21 protein-coding genes are annotated in these 18,830 nt (G+C 60.7%); 10 read left to right on the top strand and 11 right to left on the bottom strand.

The window, feature by feature from the left end:
• The coding region (locus JJ869_RS01605) for an AMP-binding protein (protein ID WP_292264226.1) at positions 1 to 1,381 on the bottom strand (1,381 nt) is incomplete at its 3' end.
• 106 nt (positions 1,382 to 1,487) lie between these two features.
• Here JJ869_RS01605 and JJ869_RS01600 point away from each other — a divergent pair.
• Positions 1,488 to 2,138, top strand: coding sequence for a sulfotransferase family 2 domain-containing protein (locus JJ869_RS01600; protein WP_292264225.1), 651 nt, complete (start codon positions 1,488 to 1,490; stop codon positions 2,136 to 2,138).
• 171 nt (positions 2,139 to 2,309) lie between these two features.
• On the top strand, positions 2,310 to 2,504 hold the full coding sequence (locus JJ869_RS01595) for a hypothetical protein (RefSeq protein ID WP_292264224.1): 195 nt from the start codon (positions 2,310 to 2,312) through the stop codon (positions 2,502 to 2,504).
• Positions 2,505 to 2,617: 113 nt separating this feature from the next.
• Here the strand turns inward: JJ869_RS01595 and JJ869_RS01590 are convergent, their stop codons facing one another.
• The 9 genes from JJ869_RS01590 to JJ869_RS01550 form a co-directional block, all read right to left on the bottom strand.
• On the bottom strand, positions 2,618 to 4,804 hold the full coding sequence (locus JJ869_RS01590; RefSeq protein ID WP_292264223.1) for a 3-hydroxyacyl-CoA dehydrogenase NAD-binding domain-containing protein: 2,187 nt from the start codon (positions 4,802 to 4,804) through the stop codon (positions 2,618 to 2,620).
• A gap of 37 nt (positions 4,805 to 4,841) precedes the next feature.
• Positions 4,842 to 5,321 carry a hypothetical protein gene (locus JJ869_RS01585; protein WP_292264222.1) on the bottom strand — a complete coding sequence of 160 codons (480 nt, stop codon included), beginning with the start codon at positions 5,319 to 5,321 and terminating at the stop codon, positions 4,842 to 4,844.
• A 51-nt stretch (positions 5,322 to 5,372) separates the two neighbouring features.
• Positions 5,373 to 5,747, bottom strand: coding sequence for a hypothetical protein (locus JJ869_RS01580; RefSeq protein ID WP_292264221.1), 375 nt, complete (start codon positions 5,745 to 5,747; stop codon positions 5,373 to 5,375).
• 129 nt (positions 5,748 to 5,876) lie between these two features.
• A complete protein-coding gene (locus JJ869_RS01575; protein WP_292264220.1) occupies positions 5,877 to 7,088 on the bottom strand; it encodes an acetyl-CoA C-acetyltransferase in 1,212 nt (403 codons plus the stop codon).
• A gap of 13 nt (positions 7,089 to 7,101) precedes the next feature.
• Positions 7,102 to 7,740, bottom strand: a complete 639-nt coding sequence (locus tag JJ869_RS01570) for a glutathione S-transferase family protein (protein WP_292264219.1) — start codon at positions 7,738 to 7,740, stop codon at positions 7,102 to 7,104.
• Positions 7,741 to 8,049: 309 nt separating this feature from the next.
• On the bottom strand, positions 8,050 to 9,189 hold the full coding sequence (locus JJ869_RS01565; RefSeq protein WP_292264218.1) for an acyl-CoA dehydrogenase family protein: 1,140 nt from the start codon (positions 9,187 to 9,189) through the stop codon (positions 8,050 to 8,052).
• 70 nt (positions 9,190 to 9,259) lie between these two features.
• A complete protein-coding gene (locus JJ869_RS01560; RefSeq protein ID WP_292264217.1) occupies positions 9,260 to 11,041 on the bottom strand; it encodes an acyl-CoA dehydrogenase C-terminal domain-containing protein in 1,782 nt (593 codons plus the stop codon).
• A gap of 28 nt (positions 11,042 to 11,069) precedes the next feature.
• Complete coding sequence (locus JJ869_RS01555; RefSeq protein WP_292264216.1) at positions 11,070 to 11,474, bottom strand: MerR family DNA-binding transcriptional regulator; 405 nt, start codon at positions 11,472 to 11,474, stop codon at positions 11,070 to 11,072.
• A 280-nt stretch (positions 11,475 to 11,754) separates the two neighbouring features.
• Positions 11,755 to 12,126: a MerR family DNA-binding transcriptional regulator gene (locus JJ869_RS01550; protein WP_292264215.1), complete on the bottom strand. Its 372-nt coding sequence runs from the start codon at positions 12,124 to 12,126 to the stop codon at positions 11,755 to 11,757.
• A 121-nt stretch (positions 12,127 to 12,247) separates the two neighbouring features.
• Between JJ869_RS01550 and JJ869_RS01545 the strand changes: the two genes are divergently transcribed.
• The 8 genes from JJ869_RS01545 to JJ869_RS01510 all read left to right on the top strand — a co-directional run bounded on the left by JJ869_RS01545 (position 12,248) and on the right by JJ869_RS01510 (position 18,425).
• The gene (locus JJ869_RS01545) at positions 12,248 to 12,670 is read left to right on the top strand and encodes a PaaI family thioesterase (RefSeq protein ID WP_292264214.1); all 423 of its coding nucleotides are present in this window, start codon (positions 12,248 to 12,250) and stop codon (positions 12,668 to 12,670) included.
• 1 nt (position 12,671) lies between these two features.
• Positions 12,672 to 13,190: a PaaI family thioesterase gene (locus JJ869_RS01540; RefSeq protein WP_292264213.1), complete on the top strand. Its 519-nt coding sequence runs from the start codon at positions 12,672 to 12,674 to the stop codon at positions 13,188 to 13,190.
• The gene (locus JJ869_RS01535) at positions 13,183 to 14,511 is read left to right on the top strand and encodes an MATE family efflux transporter (RefSeq protein WP_292264212.1); all 1,329 of its coding nucleotides are present in this window, start codon (positions 13,183 to 13,185) and stop codon (positions 14,509 to 14,511) included. Before JJ869_RS01540 ends, JJ869_RS01535 begins: the two co-directional genes overlap by 8 nt.
• Before the next feature lie 35 nt (positions 14,512 to 14,546).
• Positions 14,547 to 14,777 carry an N-(5'-phosphoribosyl)anthranilate isomerase gene (locus JJ869_RS01530; RefSeq protein ID WP_292264211.1) on the top strand — a complete coding sequence of 77 codons (231 nt, stop codon included), beginning with the start codon at positions 14,547 to 14,549 and terminating at the stop codon, positions 14,775 to 14,777.
• Positions 14,778 to 14,929: 152 nt separating this feature from the next.
• Positions 14,930 to 16,150, top strand: coding sequence for a tryptophan synthase subunit beta (trpB, locus tag JJ869_RS01525; protein ID WP_292264210.1), 1,221 nt, complete (start codon positions 14,930 to 14,932; stop codon positions 16,148 to 16,150).
• Positions 16,151 to 16,389: 239 nt separating this feature from the next.
• On the top strand, positions 16,390 to 17,292 hold the full coding sequence (locus JJ869_RS01520; protein WP_292264209.1) for a hypothetical protein: 903 nt from the start codon (positions 16,390 to 16,392) through the stop codon (positions 17,290 to 17,292).
• A 65-nt stretch (positions 17,293 to 17,357) separates the two neighbouring features.
• Positions 17,358 to 17,861: a hypothetical protein gene (locus JJ869_RS01515; RefSeq protein WP_292264208.1), complete on the top strand. Its 504-nt coding sequence runs from the start codon at positions 17,358 to 17,360 to the stop codon at positions 17,859 to 17,861.
• Between the two features lie 30 nt (positions 17,862 to 17,891).
• Positions 17,892 to 18,425, top strand: a complete 534-nt coding sequence (locus JJ869_RS01510) for a helix-turn-helix transcriptional regulator (RefSeq protein ID WP_292264207.1) — start codon at positions 17,892 to 17,894, stop codon at positions 18,423 to 18,425.
• 6 nt (positions 18,426 to 18,431) lie between these two features.
• Here the strand turns inward: JJ869_RS01510 and JJ869_RS01505 are convergent, their stop codons facing one another.
• Positions 18,432 to 18,806: a DUF2237 domain-containing protein gene (locus JJ869_RS01505; RefSeq protein WP_292264206.1), complete on the bottom strand. Its 375-nt coding sequence runs from the start codon at positions 18,804 to 18,806 to the stop codon at positions 18,432 to 18,434.
• Between the last annotated feature and the right edge of the window lie 24 nt (positions 18,807 to 18,830).

Raw genomic sequence — 18,830 nt, 5'->3', positions numbered from 1 at the left:
TCAGGCAGCCTTCGACCTCGACGGATGAGATGTTCTCGCCGCCCGAGATGATGATGTCCTTCGCGCGATCCGCAATCTGGCAGTAATTGTCCGGGTGCATCACCGCGATGTCGCCGGAATGGAAATGCCCGCCTTCAAAGGCCTCGTCCGTGGCCTTGGGATTCTTCAGGTATCCCTTCATCACCGCATTGCCGCGAATGACGATCTCGCCCTGGATCTTGCCATCGCGCGGCACGGGTTGGCCAGTGTTATCCAGCACGTCGATCTTTTCCATCATCGGGAAGGCCACACCCTGGCGGGCCTTTATGGCGGACTTGGCGTCCTGTTCCAGCCCGTCCCACGCGTCGCCGTTCCAGACGCACTCGGTGACATGGCCGTAGGTTTCGGTCAGGCCGTAGACCTGCATCACGTGAAAGCCCAGATCGCCGATCTTGGCCAGTGTTGCCGGGGCTGGGGGCGCGCCGGCGGTGTAAACTTTGACCAGATGGTCAAATTCCCGACGATCTGCAGGGTCGGAGTTGACGATCATGTTCAGAACGATGGGCGCACCGCCGAAATGGGTCACGCCTTCATCGGCAATCGCATTGTAGATCGCCTTTGCGCTGATATCGCGGCAGCAGACAACCGTGCCACCCAGCAGCGGCATCATCCAGGTGTGATTCCACCCGTTGCAATGAAAGAGCGGCACAATCGTTAGATACTTGGGCCGCAGCGCCATTTCCCAACTGACCGCCGTGCCCATCGTCATCAGGTATGCACCGCGATGGTGGTAAACCACGCCCTTGGGCCGCCCCGTGGTGCCAGAAGTGTAGTTGAGCGCGAGGCTCTCCCATTCGTCTTCTGGCATGATCCATTTGAAATCAGGATCGCCCTCAGCCAGCACGTCTTCGTACTCGGGATAGTCACTCGCCGCGTTCACGCCTTCATGCGGATCGGCCACTTCGATCACCTTGGGTGCGGGACCCTCCATCTGTTCTATGGCGTTGGCCAGCACGGGCATGAACTGCGGGTCACACAGGACAACCTTCGCCTCGCCATGGTCGAGGATGTAGGAAATCGTGTTTACATCCAGACGCGTGTTGATGGTATTGAGAACGGCACCACAGGCGGGCACGCCAAAATGCGCCTCGGCCTGCGCGGGGATGTTGGGCAGGATCGTCGCCACCACGTCGCCCGGTTTCACACCCATGGCAACAAGCGCCGAGGCCAGCCGGGTAACACGCTCATGATATTCGCGGTAGGTCTTGCGATGCGCGCCATGCACGACGGCAATCGTGTCGGGGAATACCTCTGCGGCGCGTTGTAGATGCGACAGGGGCGTCAGTGGCACATAATTCGCGGTGCGCTTTTCAAGGCCCGTTTCATCCCGCATCCAACCCATCTCGTGCCCTCCCTGCGACAATCTGTACAGGGTGACATAGCGCAGGGATCGAACAAGGGAAAAGCCCAAACTTGCGAGAGCTGCCGCAAACTGGCACCTCTGGCGTATGATCATCTCGCCCGCCCGGAAATTCATCTTCGTGCATATCCCCAAGACGGGGGGCACCTCTCTGGCCTTTGCGCTGGAGGCGCGCGCGCATCGGGATGACATCCTGATCGGCGACACCCCCAAGGCGATCAAACGCAAGGGGCGGATCAAGACGCTTGCCGCAAAAGGCCGGCTTTGGAAGCACAGCACCTTGGCCGATCTCGACGGCGCGCTGTCGCCGTCCGATCTCGACGGGATGTTCATCTTCACACTGGTGCGCAACCCGTGGGACCGGATGGTCAGCTATTACCACTGGCTCCGGCAGCAGAGTTTCCATCACCCTGCTATCACGCTGGCCAAGGCTACCAGCTTTGGGGCATTCGTGTTGCACCCCGACACAGAAGCCAGCCTGCGGGCCTTTCCAGCGGCGCGCTATGTGACCGATGCAACGGGGGTCGAACGCGCCTCGGTCTACGTGCGGCTGGAGAATCTGGACGCGGATCTCGCCCCGGTGGAGGCGCATCTCGGTTTCCGGTTGGACATGCCACATGCCAACGCGTCGGCCCGGCCAAAAGACTATCGCAGTGCCTATTCAGACCAGACCGCTGCCGCCGTGGCCGCGATGTGCGCCGAGGACATTGCCCGGTTCGGGTATCGTTTCGGCGCCTGAATTCTGTGCGGTTTGATAGGTTATGCACAGCGCACGGGCATTTTCACCGTAAATTGCTGCGACGCAGCATAGGGTTTCAATCAAAAGTAAGGCTTTTGCGATAGATTGACATCACCACCCGCCAGAGGTGGACATCGCCAATGGGAGGACACTTGAAAAAGGAGTTTTCCCATGTGTCTGACTGCCGAAGCTTTCGCCCTCTTCCTCAATATGATCTTGGTGCCTGAGATCACGTCTGAACCCGGTCGCATCATTGTCCACGCAGAAACCCGCGATGCCCACTGGGTCACGGTCGAGGATGAGTGGTGCACAATGGCCCCCCATATCGACCGGATGGAGCGGTTCGCAGCACTACAGTCGGAGTAGGAGGTAGGCCGGGCTTCTGCCCGGCTCTCACATAAAAGGAAGCCGGGCAATTGCCCGGCCTACGCAAGTTCCAAACGCTCAAGCGGTGGCCGGGCATGTGCCCGGCACGGACATCACGCCGCCGCCTTCTCCGGCGCAAAGCGCCCGTAGAAGCTCTGACCTTTGGTCGCCATGTCGCGCAGCAGGGCAGGGCAAGCGAAGCGGTCGCCATACGCCTCGACCAGTTGGTCGCAGCGTTCTGCCGCATATTCCGCACCCAGCATGTCGAACCACGACAGCGGGCCACCGGACCACGGTGCAAAGCCCCAGCCAAGGATTGCGCCCACATCACCTTCGCGGATGTCCATGAGCACACCATCTTCCAGCGCACGCACCGCTTCGAGCGATTGCACGAACAGCAGACGTTGCTGCACGTCAATCAGATCAGGTTGGTCTTCGGCCTGCGGGTACTGCGCCTTGACCACCTCGGACAGGCCTTGGCGCTTGCCAGCGGCGTCGTAATCGTAGAACCCGGCCTTCGCCTTGCGGCCCAGACGCCCTTGCTCTTCCATCCAGAAGATCACCTCGTCCACCGCGCCATCGGGATAGGCATCGCCCATCGCCGCACGGGTCGCGCGGGCGATCTTGGCCCCCAGATCAATCGAGGTTTCATCGACCAGTTGCAGCGGACCCAGCGGCATCCCGACCATCTTGGCGGCGTTTTCGATCAGGGCAGGGGCGACGCCCTCCTTCACCATCCGGATGCCTTCGTTGATATACGGGATGATGCAGCGGTTGGCGTAGAAGAACCGCGCGTCGTTGACCACGATCGGGGTCTTCTTGATCTGACGCACAAAGTCGAGCGCCTTGGCCACGGCACGGTCGCCGGTTTCCTTGCCCTTGATGATCTCGACCAGCATCATCTTCTCGACCGGCGAGAAGAAATGAATGCCGATGAACTGCTCGGGCCGCTTGCTGGCCTTCGCCAGATCGCTGATCGGCAGGGTCGAGGTGTTGGTGGCAAAGATGCAGTCCTCACCAATCACCGCTTCGACCTGTGCGGTCACTTCGGCCTTGATCTTGGGGTCTTCGAACACCGCTTCGACGATGAGGTCACAACCCGCCAGTTCGTTGTAGTCGGTCGTGGCAGTGATCCGCGCCAGCATCGCATCGGCCTTGTCTTGCGTGATCTTCTTGCGGGACACACCTTTGGCCGCATAGTCGGCGGAATAGGCTTTGCCCTTGTCCGCCGCCGCCTGATCGCGGTCCAGTAGCACAACCTCGATGCCCGCCTGCGCCGACACCAGCGCGATGCCCGCACCCATCATGCCAGCACCAAGCACGCCGACCTTCTTGACCCGCTGGTCAGCAACGTCAGCGGGACGGACGGCGCCTTTTTCAAGCGCACCCTTGTTGATGAACAGCGACCGGATCATCGCCGATGAGGACGGGTTCATGATGACGCTCGTGAACCACCGCGCCTCGATCTTCAGAGCGGTGTCGAACGGCACCAGCGCGCCTTCATAGACCGCCGACAAGAGCGCCTTGGCCGCAGGATACACACCCTTGGTCTTGCCGTTGACCATGGCGGACGCGCCGACAAAGGTCATGAAGCCCGCCGGGTGATATGGTGCGCCGCCTGGCATCTTGTAGCCCTTGGCATCCCATGGTTTTACCAGATCGGCGTCCTTGGCCGACAGAACCCAGTCGCGGGCCGCCGCCATCGGGTCTTCGGCAACCTCATCAATCAGGCCTGCGGCCTTGGCTTTCTTCGGATCGGAAAGCTTGCCCTCCAGCAGGAAGGGCGAAGCCGCCATCGCCCCCATCTTGCGCGCCACGCGGGTTGTGCCACCGGCACCGGGGAAGATGCCGACAAGGATTTCGGGCAGGCCGATCTTGGCCTTCGGGTTGTCAGCGGCAAACACCTTGTGGCAGGCCAGCGGGATCTCAAGCCCGATGCCCAGTGCCGTTCCCGGCAGGACGGCCGCAACCGGCTTGCCGCCTTTCTGCGTCTTGGGATCCATGCCTGCAAGTTCGATCTTGCGCAGCACGCCGTGCATTTTCATGATCCCGTCGAATACCGCCTCGGCGCCTGCTTCCTTGAGAGTCGCCAACACGTTCAGGTCCATGCCTGCGGCGAAATCGGCCTTGCCAGAGGTGATGATGATACCCTTTACCGCCTCATCCCGAAGCGCGTCGTCCACCAGATCGTTGAGCGTCTGCAAGCCCTCGAAGCTCAGCACGTTCATCGACTTTTCGGGCACATCCCAGGTGATCGTCGCGATGCCCTCGGCATCCTTTGTCATTGTGAAATCGGTCATCTTGTCTTCCCTTTCGTGGGTCTTTTTCTGCGCCGCATCAGCGGCGAATTGTATCAAGAAGGCGGCGGGCTTCAGCCTGTGCCGCCGCAATATCGGGGCTGAGGATTTCCAGCTCGGTGTTGGCGAGGATGGCCTGGAGCCAGATGCCCATCCACGAGCCATCAATCCGCATCAATACCATGTGGTTGAGGTACGGATTGACCGCGACGCCGTTGGCGCCCTTGGTTTCCGTGCGGTGACGCCCCGCGATCATGTCGTCTCGCCCGGCGACGAAATCAGCCTCAAGGCAGGTTCGGGTGTAAGTCACGACCCCGCGCCCCATCAGCTGTGTGCGGAAATCCGACATCACCATGTCCAGCTCCTCGGGCGAGGACATGACGATCTCGGTATCATGCGTCGACATCATGTTGGGGATTGCGATGTGGCGCATCATTTCGCGCAGATCGCCCTCCATCAATGCCTTTGAGACGGCATCAAGGTTGTCCTGGTAGATGCGGACTGCGGGGGACAGGGACATCACGTGAACTCCCGAGGCCAAGTTTCGCAGGAAACGCACTGCGGCAGCGGATCAAGAGCGATGACTGGCATCGTCGCCTCCCTGCGATGGCAAAGGGGTCTCGGACGGAAATGCTGGTGGCATCAACGCCGCAGGCAATCCACGTGTCGAAAGCGGGACACAGTAATTGGCCGTGGCGATGCGCCATTCGTTGCCGCATCTCATTAGGGTCGATTGCACCGCATAGGGTTCAGCCACCCGTTTCCCCCGCGAGTAGATATGTGACTCCGCCGTTCCCAGGATATTGAACGGTGTGACGAATTCGGCAGACACGAGTGGATGCACGATGTCGTCCACCTCGAGCCGTTGGAACTCGGCCTTCATCCGTTCAAACAGCATCCGCAGATCCTCTTCGGTTTCCAGAACCGCCCAACCCTGCAGCGTCACATGTTCGTGCGGCAGCAGGAACGCACTTGCGAAGAGCGTGAAATCGTCCTCGAAATAGGCGCGCTTCGTCTTGTTCAGAAGCGCGTAGCCGATCTCGTATGCCGTCTCCTGCTCGACCTACGACATGGCTCAGACCCGCTCGATGATCGTGGCGGCCCCCATGCCGGACGCGATGCAAAGCGTGGCAAGGCCCGTGCCTTTGCCGGTGCGCTCCAACTCGTCCAGCAGCGTGCCAATGATGATCGCGCCCGTGGCACCCAGCGGGTGACCCATGGCGATGGAGCCGCCGTTCACGTTGACCACACTGTCGTCCACATCGAAGGCCTGCATGAACCGCAGCACCACCGAGGCAAACGCCTCGTTCACCTCAAAGAGGTCGATATCGCTGATGGACATACCACTGTCGGCGAGGATCTTTTCCGTCACCGGAACCGGGCCTGTGAGCATGATGGTCGGATCGGTGCCGATCTTGGCAGTCGCCTTGATCCGGGCGCGGGGTTTGAGGCCCCATTTCTCGCCGAATTCCTTGTTGCCGATCAGCACGCCTGCGGCGCCATCGACGATGCCGGACGAGTTGCCCGCGTGGTGGATGTGGTTGATCCGCTCCAGATGCGGGTATTTCATCAGCGCAATCGCATCGAAACCCGGCATCACTTCGCCCATTTGCTGGAAGGCAGGGTTCAAACCCCCAAGGCTCTGCATGTCAGTGCCCGGACGCATGTACTCGTCGTGATCCAGAATGCTCAAGCCGTTCTGATCGCGCACGGTGATGATCGACTTGGCGAAGCGGTTTTCATCCCAGGCGGCTTTCGCCCGGCGCTGGCTTTCCATGGCCAGCATATCGGCATCATCGCGGCTGAACCCGTATTCGGTTGCGATGATGTCGGCCGAAATGCCCTGCGGCACGAAATATGTCTCCATCGCGACCGACGGGTCCACGGCAATCGCCGCACCATCGCTGCCCATGGCAACACGGCCCATCATCTCGACACCGCCCGCGATATAGGCGTCGCCTGCACCGCCCTTGACCTGGTTGGCGGCAAGGTTCACCGCTTCCATGCCCGACGCACAGAACCGGTTGATGGCGAGACCGGGGATCGACTGATCCAGCCCCGACGCCAGCACGGCTGTGCGCGCAAGGCAGCCACCCTGTTCGCCGACCTGGGTGACATTGCCCCAGATCACGTCTTCGACCGCATGACCCTCAAGCCCGTTGCGGTCCTTCACCGCGTCCAACACCTGCGCGCTCAGGCGCACCGAGGTCACCTCGTGCAGGCTGCCGTCTTTCCGGCCCTTGCCGCGCGGTGTGCGCACGGCGTCATAGATATATGCTTCAGTCATTCTGCTCTCCGTCTCAGGCCCGATCCGCAGGGGATCCGGGCATCAAATCGTAAGGGTGTTTCCAGCCTGGCAGTCCCTGGATATTGGAAAGCCAGCGATCGATATTCGGCCAATCCGCCCGGTCAAAACCGAACGGTTCGGGGTAAAACAGGTAGCCGCAACAGGTCAGGTCCGCATTGGTGACAGAGTTGCCGACAATCCAGTCGCGCCCCTCCAGATGCGCGTCTAGCACCGCGTAGGCCGCTTTCATCCGGCCTTGCATGAAGGTAATCACCTCGGCGGGGCGTTTGTCTTCGGGCAGGAAATTCATCAAGAAGCGCAACGGCCCCGATGTGCCGCTGAATTTCTGGTTGTCCCAGATGATCCAGCGCAGGATCTCCAGCTTCTCCATTGCGTCTTTGCCGCCGAACTTGCCGTATGTGTCCGACAGGTAGGTCTGGATCACACCCGATTGCGTCAGTTTTACATCGCCGTCCACCAGCACAGGCGCTTCGCCCATCTCGTTCACGCGGGCACGGTACTCTGGCGTGCGGGTCTCGCCATTGAAGAAATCAACCTTCACCGGCTCCCAGTCCAGTCCCGCCAGTTCCAGCGCCAGCGCCGCCTTGTAGGAATGCCCGCTTTCGCCAAAGCAATAGAGTTGAATGGTCATCTGGTCTGATCCTCGATTGTCAGGGTTGGGCGGAGAGGCCGGGAGCCTCCGGCGGGAGTTTATTTGGCAAGATGAAGCAGGGGACGCGCTTTTCTTTACGGCCCGTTAAGGTTAACCGCCCCATACTGGGTAGGCATGGCAGACTGGAGAGTTGAGCCATGTGCAAGGTGAAGCCCCGCCGACTGTGCCTGACACCGCGTGGTAAAGAGGCCGACCGGCGGGGTGGAGCTTGCCGCGCCCCTTCATCTTGCCAAATAAACTCCCGCCGGAGGCATTCCGAACTCTCCGTTTGCGCAAAGGCTGACCGCATTAAAGCGCCCTCGCAATCAGCTCTTTCATGATCTCGTTGGTGCCACCGTAGATGCGCTGCACGCGGGCATCTGCCCACATCTCGGCGACGGCATATTCCTGCATGTAGCCATAGCCACCATGCAGTTGCACACATTCGTCGAGCACTTCGCCCTGGGTGTCCGAAAGCCAGTATTTCGCCATCGCGGCCTTCTCGACTGTCAACGCGCCGCGCAGATGCTCTTCCATGCAATTATCGAGGAAGGCGCGCGCGACGGTGGTCTTGGTCTGGCATTCCGCCAGCTTGAAGCGGGTGTTCTGGAACTGCGTGAGAGGTCCGCCAAAGGCTTCGCGTTCCTTGCAATAGGCGATGGTGCGCGCAACCGCGCCTTCCATCGCTCCAACAGCCCCGCATCCGATGATGAGCCGTTCCTGCGGCAGTTGTTTCATCATCTGGTAGAAGCCCTGGCCTTCTTCTCCACCCAGCAGGTTTTCCGGCGCGATCTCGACATTGTCGAAGAAAAGCTCTGACGTGTCCGCCGCGTGGCAGCCGATCTTTTCCAGATTGCGCCCGCGCTGAAAACCCTCGGCGCCATCAGTTTCCACGACGACCAAAGACGTTCCTTTTGATCCAAGCGACGGGTCAGTCTTGGCCGCCACGATGATCAGGTTCGCATGCTGGCCGTTGGTGATGAACGTCTTTTGCCCCGACAAACGGTATGCGTTGCCGTCGCGGGCGGCACGGGTCTTGATGCCCTGTACGTCCGATCCGCCCGAGGGTTCGGTCATCGCCAAAGCACCCACCAGCTCGCCGGTGACCATCTTGGGCAGCCAGCGTTTCTTTTGCTCTTCAGTGCCATAGGCAAGGATGTAATGCGCGACGATGCCGGAATGGATGCCGTGGCCCCAGCTTGCCAGATTGGCGCGGGCCGCTTCGATCAGGATCACCGCCTCATGGCCGAAATCGCCGCCTGCACCGCCGTATTCTTCGGGCACGGAGGGGCAAAGCAGACCCAGTTCGCCGGCCTGCATCCAGGTCTCGCGATCCATCTGGCCCTGCTTGCGCCATTTGTCATAGAGCGGCTGCCATTCGGTCTCGATGAACTTGGCCGTCATCTCGGCAAGCATCTCGTGCTCGTCTGTCATCCAGGTCGATCGCATCCGGCTCCCCTCCCTTTTGCGTGCAAGCTATTCGTGTGCGGTAGGGTGCGTGCGAGCACGCACCGCCACCTCAGAAATTCGCGGCCTCCAGCGCCATCACCGGCTCGGCCCCGGTTTCGATGCGCGCTAGGTGCATCTTGGTCGCGGGTAGTTGGCGTGCCATGTAGTAGCGCCCGGTGGCCAGCTTTGTCTCGTAGAACGCCACGTCGGACGCACCGTCTTTCAAAGCCTTGGAGGCTGCAAGCCCCATCCGCGCCCACATGTAGCCAAGGCAGACATGTCCAAACATGTGCATAAAGTCATAGGACCCGGCCAAAGCGTTGTTCGGGTTCTTCATGCCGTTCTGCATGAAATACATCGCTGCGGCCTGCAAATCCTTCGACGCCGATTTCAGCGGGTCGAGGAAGTCGCGGTCGAACGCCTCATCCTGACCTTTGTTTTCCGCTGCAAACGTCTTGATCATCTCGAAGAACGCCATCACGTGCTTGCCGCCGTCCTGCGCGAGCTTGCGGCCCACCAGATCCAGCGCCTGAATGCCGTTGGCGCCTTCGTAGATCATGGCGATCCGGGCGTCGCGGGCGAATTGGGACATGCCCCATTCCTCGATATAGCCATGGCCGCCATAGACCTGCTGGGCGTTCACCGCCATCTCGAAGCCCTTGTCGGTCTGGAACCCCTTAATGATCGGGGTCAGCAGGGAAATCAGGCCATCGGCGTCCTTGTCGGAATTCTTGTGTGCCCGGTCGATCAGGTATGCACCCCAGTAGGTGAAGGCCCGCGCACCTTCGGTAAAGGACTTCTGATCCATAAGGTTGCGACGGATGTCGGGGTGCACGATGATCGGGTCGGCCGATTTCTCGGGCGCCTTGGCCCCGGTCACGTCGCGGCCCTGAAGACGGTCATTCGCATAAGCCACTGCGTTCTGATAGGCCACTTCGGCCTGCGCGTAGCCTTGCAGGCCCACACCCAGACGCGCTTCGTTCATCATGGTGAACATGGCGCGCATGCCCTTGTGCATCTCACCGATCAGGTAACCGGTCGCCTCGTCATAGTTCATGACGCAGGTGGCGTTGCCGTGGATGCCCATCTTTTCTTCGATTTTACCGACCGACACGCCGTTACGGTCGCCCAGGCTGCCGTCTTCGTTCACGATGAACTTGGGCACGATGAAGAGCGATACGCCCTTGATGCCCTCGGGGCCGCCGGGGATCTTCGCCAGAACGAGGTGGATGATGTTCTCGGCCATGTCGTGATCGCCCGCCGAGATGAAGATCTTCTGACCGGTGATCTTGTAGCTGCCATCGTCCTGCGGAACCGCCTTGGTGCGCATCAGGCCCAGATCGGTGCCGCAATGCGGTTCGGTCAGGTTCATGGTGCCTGTCCATTCGCAGGTCGTCATCTTGGGCAGATAGGTCTGCTTCTGTTCGTCCGAGCCGTGGAAATAGATCGCCGAATAGGCTCCGTGGGTCAGACCCTGATACATGTTGAAGGCCATGTTCGACGACACGAAGGGTTCCTGTGCCGCGGTGTGCATCAGGTAGGGAAGACCCTGACCGCCATATTCCGGATCGCAGTCCAGCGCGGTCCAGCCGCCATCGCGCATCATGTCAAAGGCTTCCTTGAAGCCCTTCGGTGTGCGCACGACGCCATTTTCCAGCACACAGCCTTCGGTGTCGCCGACCGCGTTCAGCGGCATGAGCACGTCAGATGCCAGTTTGCCCGCTTCCTCGATCACCGCGCCGGTGAAATCGCGGTCGAGTTCCGCGTAACCGGGAATGTCTTGTTCAGAGGCGTTCAGAACGTCGTGCAGGATGAACTGCATGTCTTTCAGAGGTGCGGTATAGCTTGGCATTGCGGGTCTCCCTAAAAAGCGGTGCGGCTTACTCGGCCGCGCGTTTGCTTTGATCCATCGAGGCAAGCATCTTCTCGCCCCAACGCATCTGTTCCTTGAGTTCGTCGATGGCCTGATTAAGCTCATCACGTTGCGCTTCCATGTCAGACAGGCGCTGTTGTGCGATTTCGTAGGTGCGGGCCAATTGTGTCTGCTGCTGGTCGCCCATGTGATAGAGGTCCAGAAGCTGACGGATTTCTTCGAGGCTGAAACCAAAGCGCTTGCCGCGCAGGATCAGCTTGAGCCGTGCGCGGTCGCGCTTGGTGAACAGTCGTTTCTGCCCTTCGCGGATCGGGAACAGCAGTTCCTTGGCTTCGTAGAAACGCAGAGTGCGCGGCGTGACGTCATAGGCGTCACACATTTCTCTGATCGTCATGATACGGTCGTCGGTCATGTCTCATCATCCTTTTCGGTGCCGGTCATGGCAGCGAAATGCGAGGGCTGGTGCCTTCTTACAATGGGAATTTACGTTGACGTAACTCAGACGCCACGTCACTTTTTCGTTGACGTAAGATCAGGCAACGTCACCCTCATGTGACGGAAATATTGTTTCAAAGCGCTTTGGGTGGCATGTGCGGGCAGGTCAGGAATTCCTGACCCGAAGTCAGCCGTTCCGGGCCAGGGCCAGTGTGTAAAAGGCCCAAGCGCAACTGAGTCGTTTGGGTGGCTGTCGGTCAGCTGTTGAGGCTGTCGGCTGTGTCGTCGCGCAATTTCTGCAACTCGTCGATGGCCTGATCAAGCTGTTTGCGCTGTTCGGCCAGTTCGCCAAGTTGCCGGTCGGCCAAGGCGATCCATGCGCGCATCTGCGCTTCGGTGCCGTCCTTTTCATAGATCAGCAGCCATTGCCGGATGTCTTCTAGCTGAAACCCGAATTTGCGCCCACGCAGGATGAGCGTCATCCGGGCAACCTCTTTCGGACCATACCACCGCGACCGCCCCTCGCGGTCGGGCTGCAGCAGTTCGATATATTCGTAATACCTGAGCGTGCGTGGCGTCACATCAAACCTGGCGCACATCTCTTTGAAACTCAGACGCTGATCGTTCATGCCGAAACCCTCTCCCTGAGCGACCATAAAAGCGTGCAGCCGCCAGAGCAACAGCGTCATCACACGGCTGGCCTCTGGTGGCGAAGCGGCGTAAACCGGGCGCACCAGTGAAGGACAGACCATGACCGTCGACAAAGCCAAAATCGCAAGGCAGTTCATCCAGACCATTCCCCATTCGAAAGCGCTTGGCATGGAAGTCACCGCGCTGGGCGATGGCATGGCTGAGATCACGATGCCCTATGACGAACGCTTCATTGGTGATCCCAAGACCGGGGTCATTCATGGCGGCGCGGTGTCGGCCCTGATGGACACCTGCGGCGGTGCGGCAGTCATGAGCCACCCGGACGCGCCTGCGGGCACTGCCACCATCGATCTGCGCATCGACTACATGCGCGCCGCTACCCCCGGACAGGCGATTACCGCACGGGCCGAGGTCTATCACATCACCCGCTCTGTCGCCTTTGTCCGCGCGACTGCGTGCGACGAAGACACCGACCGCCCCGTGGCCACCGCGACAGGTGCCTTCACCGTGGAGGGCCGCTGACATGGCACGCAAAACACCCGAGCCGGTTCAAGTCGTCAAACAACGCCGCGATGCCGCGCTGAAGGCTCTTGTGGGCGGGGTGCCTTACATCACGTTCATGGGCATCAGCTTTGACAGGCGCGGCGACGAACTGACCGGCGTCTTGTCCTTCGACGAAAAGCTGATCGGCAACCCGATGCTGCCTGCCATTCATGGTGGCGTCACAGCGGCGTTTCTTGAGGTCACGGCGATGATCTCCCTCAGCTGGGCGTACATCTGGGAAGACTTTGAAAGCGGCGCTCTCGACGCCGAGGCCTTGGCCGCAGGCAATCTCCCGCGCCTGCCCAAGACCATCGACTTCACCGTGGACTACCTGCGCTCTGGTCTGCCGCGTGACGCCTATGCCCGCGCCACAATCACCCGCGCGGGCCGTCGCTATGCCTCTGTGCAGGCCGAAGCTTGGCAAGACAACAAGGATCGGCCTTTCGCACAGGCGACCGCACATTTTCTGATGCCGAGGCCTGACCAATCCAATGACTGACACGGCGGTTGCGCCGCAGGACATCACCAACCGGCGCGTTCTCAAGATTGCGTTGCCGATCGTGCTGTCCAATGTCACCATCCCCATTCTGGGCGCGGTGGACACCGGAGTTGTCGGTCAGATGGGCGAGGCGGCACCCATTGGCGCGGTGGGCATCGGCGCGATTGTGCTGTCGGCGATTTACTGGATCTTCGGCTTTCTGCGGATGGGGACAACCGGGCTTGCGGCACAAGCGCTGGGGCAGGGCAACCGCGCCGAGGTAGCAGCGCTTCTGACGCGGGTGCTGATGATCGCCTTTGCCGGCGGCGCACTGATCATCGTGCTGCAAGTGCCGATCCTCTGGGCTGCGTTCTGGCTGTCCCCGGCCAGTGCCGAGGTCGAGGTGCTGGCCACCGGGTACATGCAAATCCGCATCTGGTCGGCCCCTGCCGCCATTGCCGTCTTCGGCATCACCGGTTGGCTCATTGCGCAGGAACGCACCCGTGGGGTTCTGGTGCTGCAACTCTGGATGAACGGCATCAACGTGGTGCTGAACGTCTGGTTCGTGCTGGGTCTGGGTTGGGGCGTGAATGGTGTGGCCTTCGCCACCTTCCTCGCGGAATGGAGCGGTCTGGCAATGGGGCTCTACCTGTGCCGCGCCGCGTTCCGCGTCCCCGCGTGGCGCGACTGGGCGCGGGTGTTCGACAGGGTCAAGCTGGTGCGGATGGCACAGGTCAATTCGGACATCCTGATCCGGTCGCTGCTGTTGCAGCTGATCTTTCTGTCCTTCCTGTTCCTGGCGGCGGATTTCGGGGATGTGACGCTCGCGGCGAATCAGGTACTGCTTCAATTCCTGAGCATCACCTCCTACGCGCTGGACGGCTTTGCCTTTTCTGCCGAGGCTTTGGTGGGGCAGGCGGTCGGCGCGCGGGCCGTGCCGGTCCTGCGCCGCGCGGTATGGGTGGCAAGCCTTTGGGGGCTGGGGGCTGCGGTAGCGCTGACGCTGGGGTTCGGAATCTTCGGCAACGACATCGTGGCTGTGATGGCCAAGAACGCCGAAGTGCAGGCGGCGGCAGCGGTCTATCTGCCGTGGATGGTCTGCGCGCCGGTTTTGGCGCTCGCATCCTTCATGCTGGACGGCGTCTTCATCGGTGCCACCCGCACCGCCGACATGCGCAACATGATGGCGCTTTCGGCACTGGTCTATGCCGGAGCCGCATATGCGCTTGTGCCATTTTTTGCCAATCACGGGCTGTGGATCGCGCTGCTGATTTCCTTCGTGGCGAGGGGCGCGACGCTGGCGGCGCGCTATCCGGCGTTGGAGCGGTCGGCGGCGGATTAACCTTCGGTTTACCTTGATCGGGCAAAAACAGGCGCATGACACATCTTCCCGATCACCTCACACCCGAAATCTGGCTGACCCAGATGCTGTCCTCGGCTGAGGCGCAGAAGGGCGGTGTGGTGAAACGCCAGATCCGCGATGTCGAACGGCTTGTCGGATATGACGCCTTCATCGCCGAGGTGCACAGACGCGGGTTTCAGGCAGTCCGCAACGGTCGCCACTATGTCGTGTTCTGCAACGATCTTCCGATCCGGCGGGTCCGGTGAACGCGATTTCGAAATCGCGTGAGCCAAGCCAATTCGAATTGGCTTAAAAACCGCGTTTCGAAACGCGGTCCCAAGCGCCTTCGAAGGCGCTTGCCCTTGCTCATCCCGCTGCACCCCGCTACCTGTGTCCCGTTCGACAAAAGAGGCGCGCGATGAACGATCTATTCAACAGCTTCATGACCGGTCCCGACGAAAAGGGCCGGTTCGGTATCTTCGGTGGTCGGTTCGTGTCCGAGACGCTGATGCCGCTCATCCTCGAATTGGAAGAGCAGTACGAGCGCGCCAAGACCGACGACAGCTTCTGGGCCGAAATGGACTTTCTCTGGAAGCATTATGTAGGCCGTCCGTCGCCGCTTTATCACGCCGAACGCCTGACAGAGCATCTGGGCGGTGCCAAGGTCTACATGAAGCGTGACGAGCTGAACCACACTGGTGCGCACAAGATCAACAACGTGCTGGGCCAGATCATCCTCGCCCGACGCATGGGCAAAACCCGCATCATCGCCGAAACCGGCGCGGGTCAGCACGGCGTCGCCACCGCCACCGTCTGCGCCAAGTTCGGACTGAAATGCGTCGTCTATATGGGCGCCCATGATGTGGAACGTCAGGCCCCCAACGTTTTCCGCATGAGACTGCTGGGCGCCGAGGTGGTGCCGGTGACCTCGGGTCGCGGCACGCTCAAGGATGCGATGAACGACGCGCTCCGCGACTGGGTGACCAATGTGCGCGACACGTTCTACTGCATCGGCACCGTGGCCGGGCCACACCCGTACCCGGCAATGGTTCGCGACTTTCAGGCGATCATCGGCAAGGAAGCCAAGGAGCAGATGATGGAGGCCGAGGGCCGTCTGCCCGACACCCTGATCGCCGCCATCGGCGGTGGGTCAAACGCGATGGGCCTCTTCTACCCGTTCCTTGACGATACCGATGTCACCATCATCGGCGTCGAAGCGGGCGGCAAGGGCGTTAACGAAAAGATGGAGCATTGTGCCTCCCTCACCGGGGGCCGTCCCGGCGTTCTGCATGGCAACCGCACCTATCTGTTGCAGGATGAAGACGGGCAGATCCTCGAAGGGTTCAGCATCTCCGCAGGTCTCGACTATCCCGGCATCGGACCGGAACACGCTTGGCTGCACGACATTGGTCGCGCGCAATACGTGTCGATCACCGACAAGGAAGCGCTGGCCGCGTTCCAGCTGTGCTGTGAACTGGAAGGCATCATTCCTGCGTTGGAGCCGAGCCACGCGCTGGCCCACGTCATGAAGATCGCGCCCGATCTGCCGAAGGATCACATCATCTGCATGAACATGTGCGGACGCGGTGACAAAGACATCTTTACGGTTGCCAAACACTTCGGATTCGAGATGGGCTGAGCCCTGCCGTATAAACCTTCGGTCTAGTCCTACCTCCAGACCCCTCGCGCCCCAAGCGCGGGGGGTTTTTCTTTGCCGCGATACCCCCAAGGGTCCTCATAAACCTGGGTTTAGGCGCGTTGGGCGTGGGTTTATGGACCGGGGTTTAAACCATCTGCAAATATCTCACTGCGACGGAAGCGGTCAGGTTCGGTTCATCTGCATTTCCGCAGGCCACCGGACATGAAAGGACTTAACCAGTGAAAAAGACATTGATTTCCGCGGTCGTCGCGACCTTCGCCAGCACAATGGCCATGGCGCAATCCGCAACCGATCAGATCATCAACGACCTGACCAAGCAGGGTTTCCAGCGTATTGAGATCGACAATGGCATCGGCCAGATCAAGGTCGAGGCGATCCGCGGCACACAGAAGCTCGAAGTGGTCTATGACCGCGCCACCGGCAACATCCTCAAACAGGAGGTCGAACGTGTACGTGCTGGCGAAGACACGCGACCGGGTGTCGAAATCCGCAATCGTGATCGCAATTTCGTCGATGTCGGACGTGTCTCGGATGACAGTCGCACAACGACTGCGACGTCGACCAGCACCTCGACCACTTTCGCCGGGACCGGCAGTATGTCGACGGATCAGCTTGTGAGCGATCTTCAGGCGCAGGGGTTCACCCGGATCGAAGTCAAGAACGGGGTGACCCAGACCAAGGTCGAAGCGATCCGTGGCACCGAAAAGGTCGAAACCGTTTTTGACCGCGCCACAGGCGAGGTCATCAAGCAAGAGGTTGAAACCGTGCGATCCGGGGAAGACACCCGTCCGGGCGTGGAAATCGACAACCGGAACCGTGACTTTGTCGACAGCGCAAGCTCCGATGACAGTCGCGACGACGACCGCCGTAGCGGCAGGGGTGATGACGACGATGACGATGATGACCGCCGCAGCGGCCGCGACGATGACGATCGCGACGATGACGATCGCGATGATGACCGCGACGACGATCGGGGTGGCCGCGACGATGACAACGGCGATGATGATCGTGGGCGTGATGACGATTCCCACGACGACGATGACGACGACGATGATCGCGACGACGACCGGGATGATGATCGCGACGATGACGACGACGACGACAATGATGACGACGATTGATCGATCTGATAGCTGAAGACCAGAGGTTCTCGCCCCAACCGGCGGGAACCTCTTGGAGGTTGGGAATGAAACGAAGACAGCTCATGGCAAGCCTGCTCGCAGGCGTCACCTTCCCCGGCGCGCTTTTTGCGCAGACGGCCGAGGAACAGGTGGTCAATCAGCTGAAGCGTCAGGGCTACCAGAGAATACGGGTTGCGCGGACGCTGCTTGGACGGACACGGATCGTTGCAACCGGGCCGCGGGGAAGCCGCGAGATCGTCCTGAACCCCGCCACGGGCGCGATCTTGCGGGATTACGAAGATCGGTCCGATGACAACGGCAGACGGGGCCGCGACGACGATGACGTCGATGACGACCGTAGCAACGACGTCGACGATGATGACGCCGACGATGACAGCGACAACAGCGGTAGCGGCAGCAGCAACAGCGGTCGCGATGATGACCGTGACGATCGTGATGACGATGACGATCGCGACGATGACCGGGACGACGACCGGGACGACGACCGGGACGACAACAGTGGTCGCGGTGGTGGAGGCAATGACGACGATGACGACGATGACGATTGATCCGTCCTACCTCGGAGCCTCGATGGACCAGTGAAAGTTTGGGTTGCCCTGTTTCCTTTGTTGACGCTGCAGTTGGCCAGCGGTGTTTTTCTGTTGTGGGACATCCTTGGGAGCATTCTTGGGATCAAGACGTCGCCCATTGCATGGGTCTACTACGAATTGGCGCAGATCGGCGCGGTGGTCGGTCTGATCCTGGGAATGGTGGTCAGCGCGACGCTTCTGCTTCGGTCGATCCGCAAACAGCGCGCGGCAGAAGAAAGCCTCCGTCTGGCCTCCGGGGCATTCATGGAGGTTTTGCACGAACGCTTCGACGAATGGGAACTGACCCCGGCTGAACGGGACGTGGCGCTGTTTTCCATCAAGGGGCTCAGCACCGCCGATATCGCCGGGCTGCGCAGCACGTCCGAAGGCACGGTGAAGGCGCAGACCAATGCGATCTACCGCAAAGCCGGGGTGTCAGGCCGCCCGCAACTGCTGAGCCTCTTCATCGAAGAACTGATGGGGGATCCCCTTGCCATCGCCGCAAGGAACGACACGCCGCACCCGATTGAAAAGGCGTCCTGATCCGGCTCAGGCGTCGATGTCGTATTGTTCGAGAACCCGCATCGGCACGATGTCGAGCGCGCGTTTGTGGGTCGCGGCGAGGTTGACCATCGGCGCACACCCCTCGTCATGGGCCTGCAGGAACCGCGAGGCGCAAAGGCACCAGTGATCGCCTGGCTTGAGCCCCGGAAAGCGGTACTGCGGCACGGGTGTGCTCAGATCATTGCCCACATATTTCGAGTAGGCGAGGAACTCCGCCGTCATGACCGCGCAGACGGTGTGGCTGCCCTGATCGGCGGCGCAGGTGTTGCAATGGCCATCCCGGAAGAACCCGGTCAGCGGATCAGTCGAGCACCCTTCGAGCGGGCCACCCAGCACGTTGATTGCGTCTTCCGGTTCCATCGGGGCCTCCTGCGATGCGCTGCC

Source organism: Marivita sp. (assembly GCF_017643905.1).
Taxonomy (GTDB): domain Bacteria; phylum Pseudomonadota; class Alphaproteobacteria; order Rhodobacterales; family Rhodobacteraceae; genus Marivita.
The sequence above is the reverse complement of the archived record's forward strand: the minus strand, read 5'-3'. Positions and strand labels throughout refer to the sequence as shown.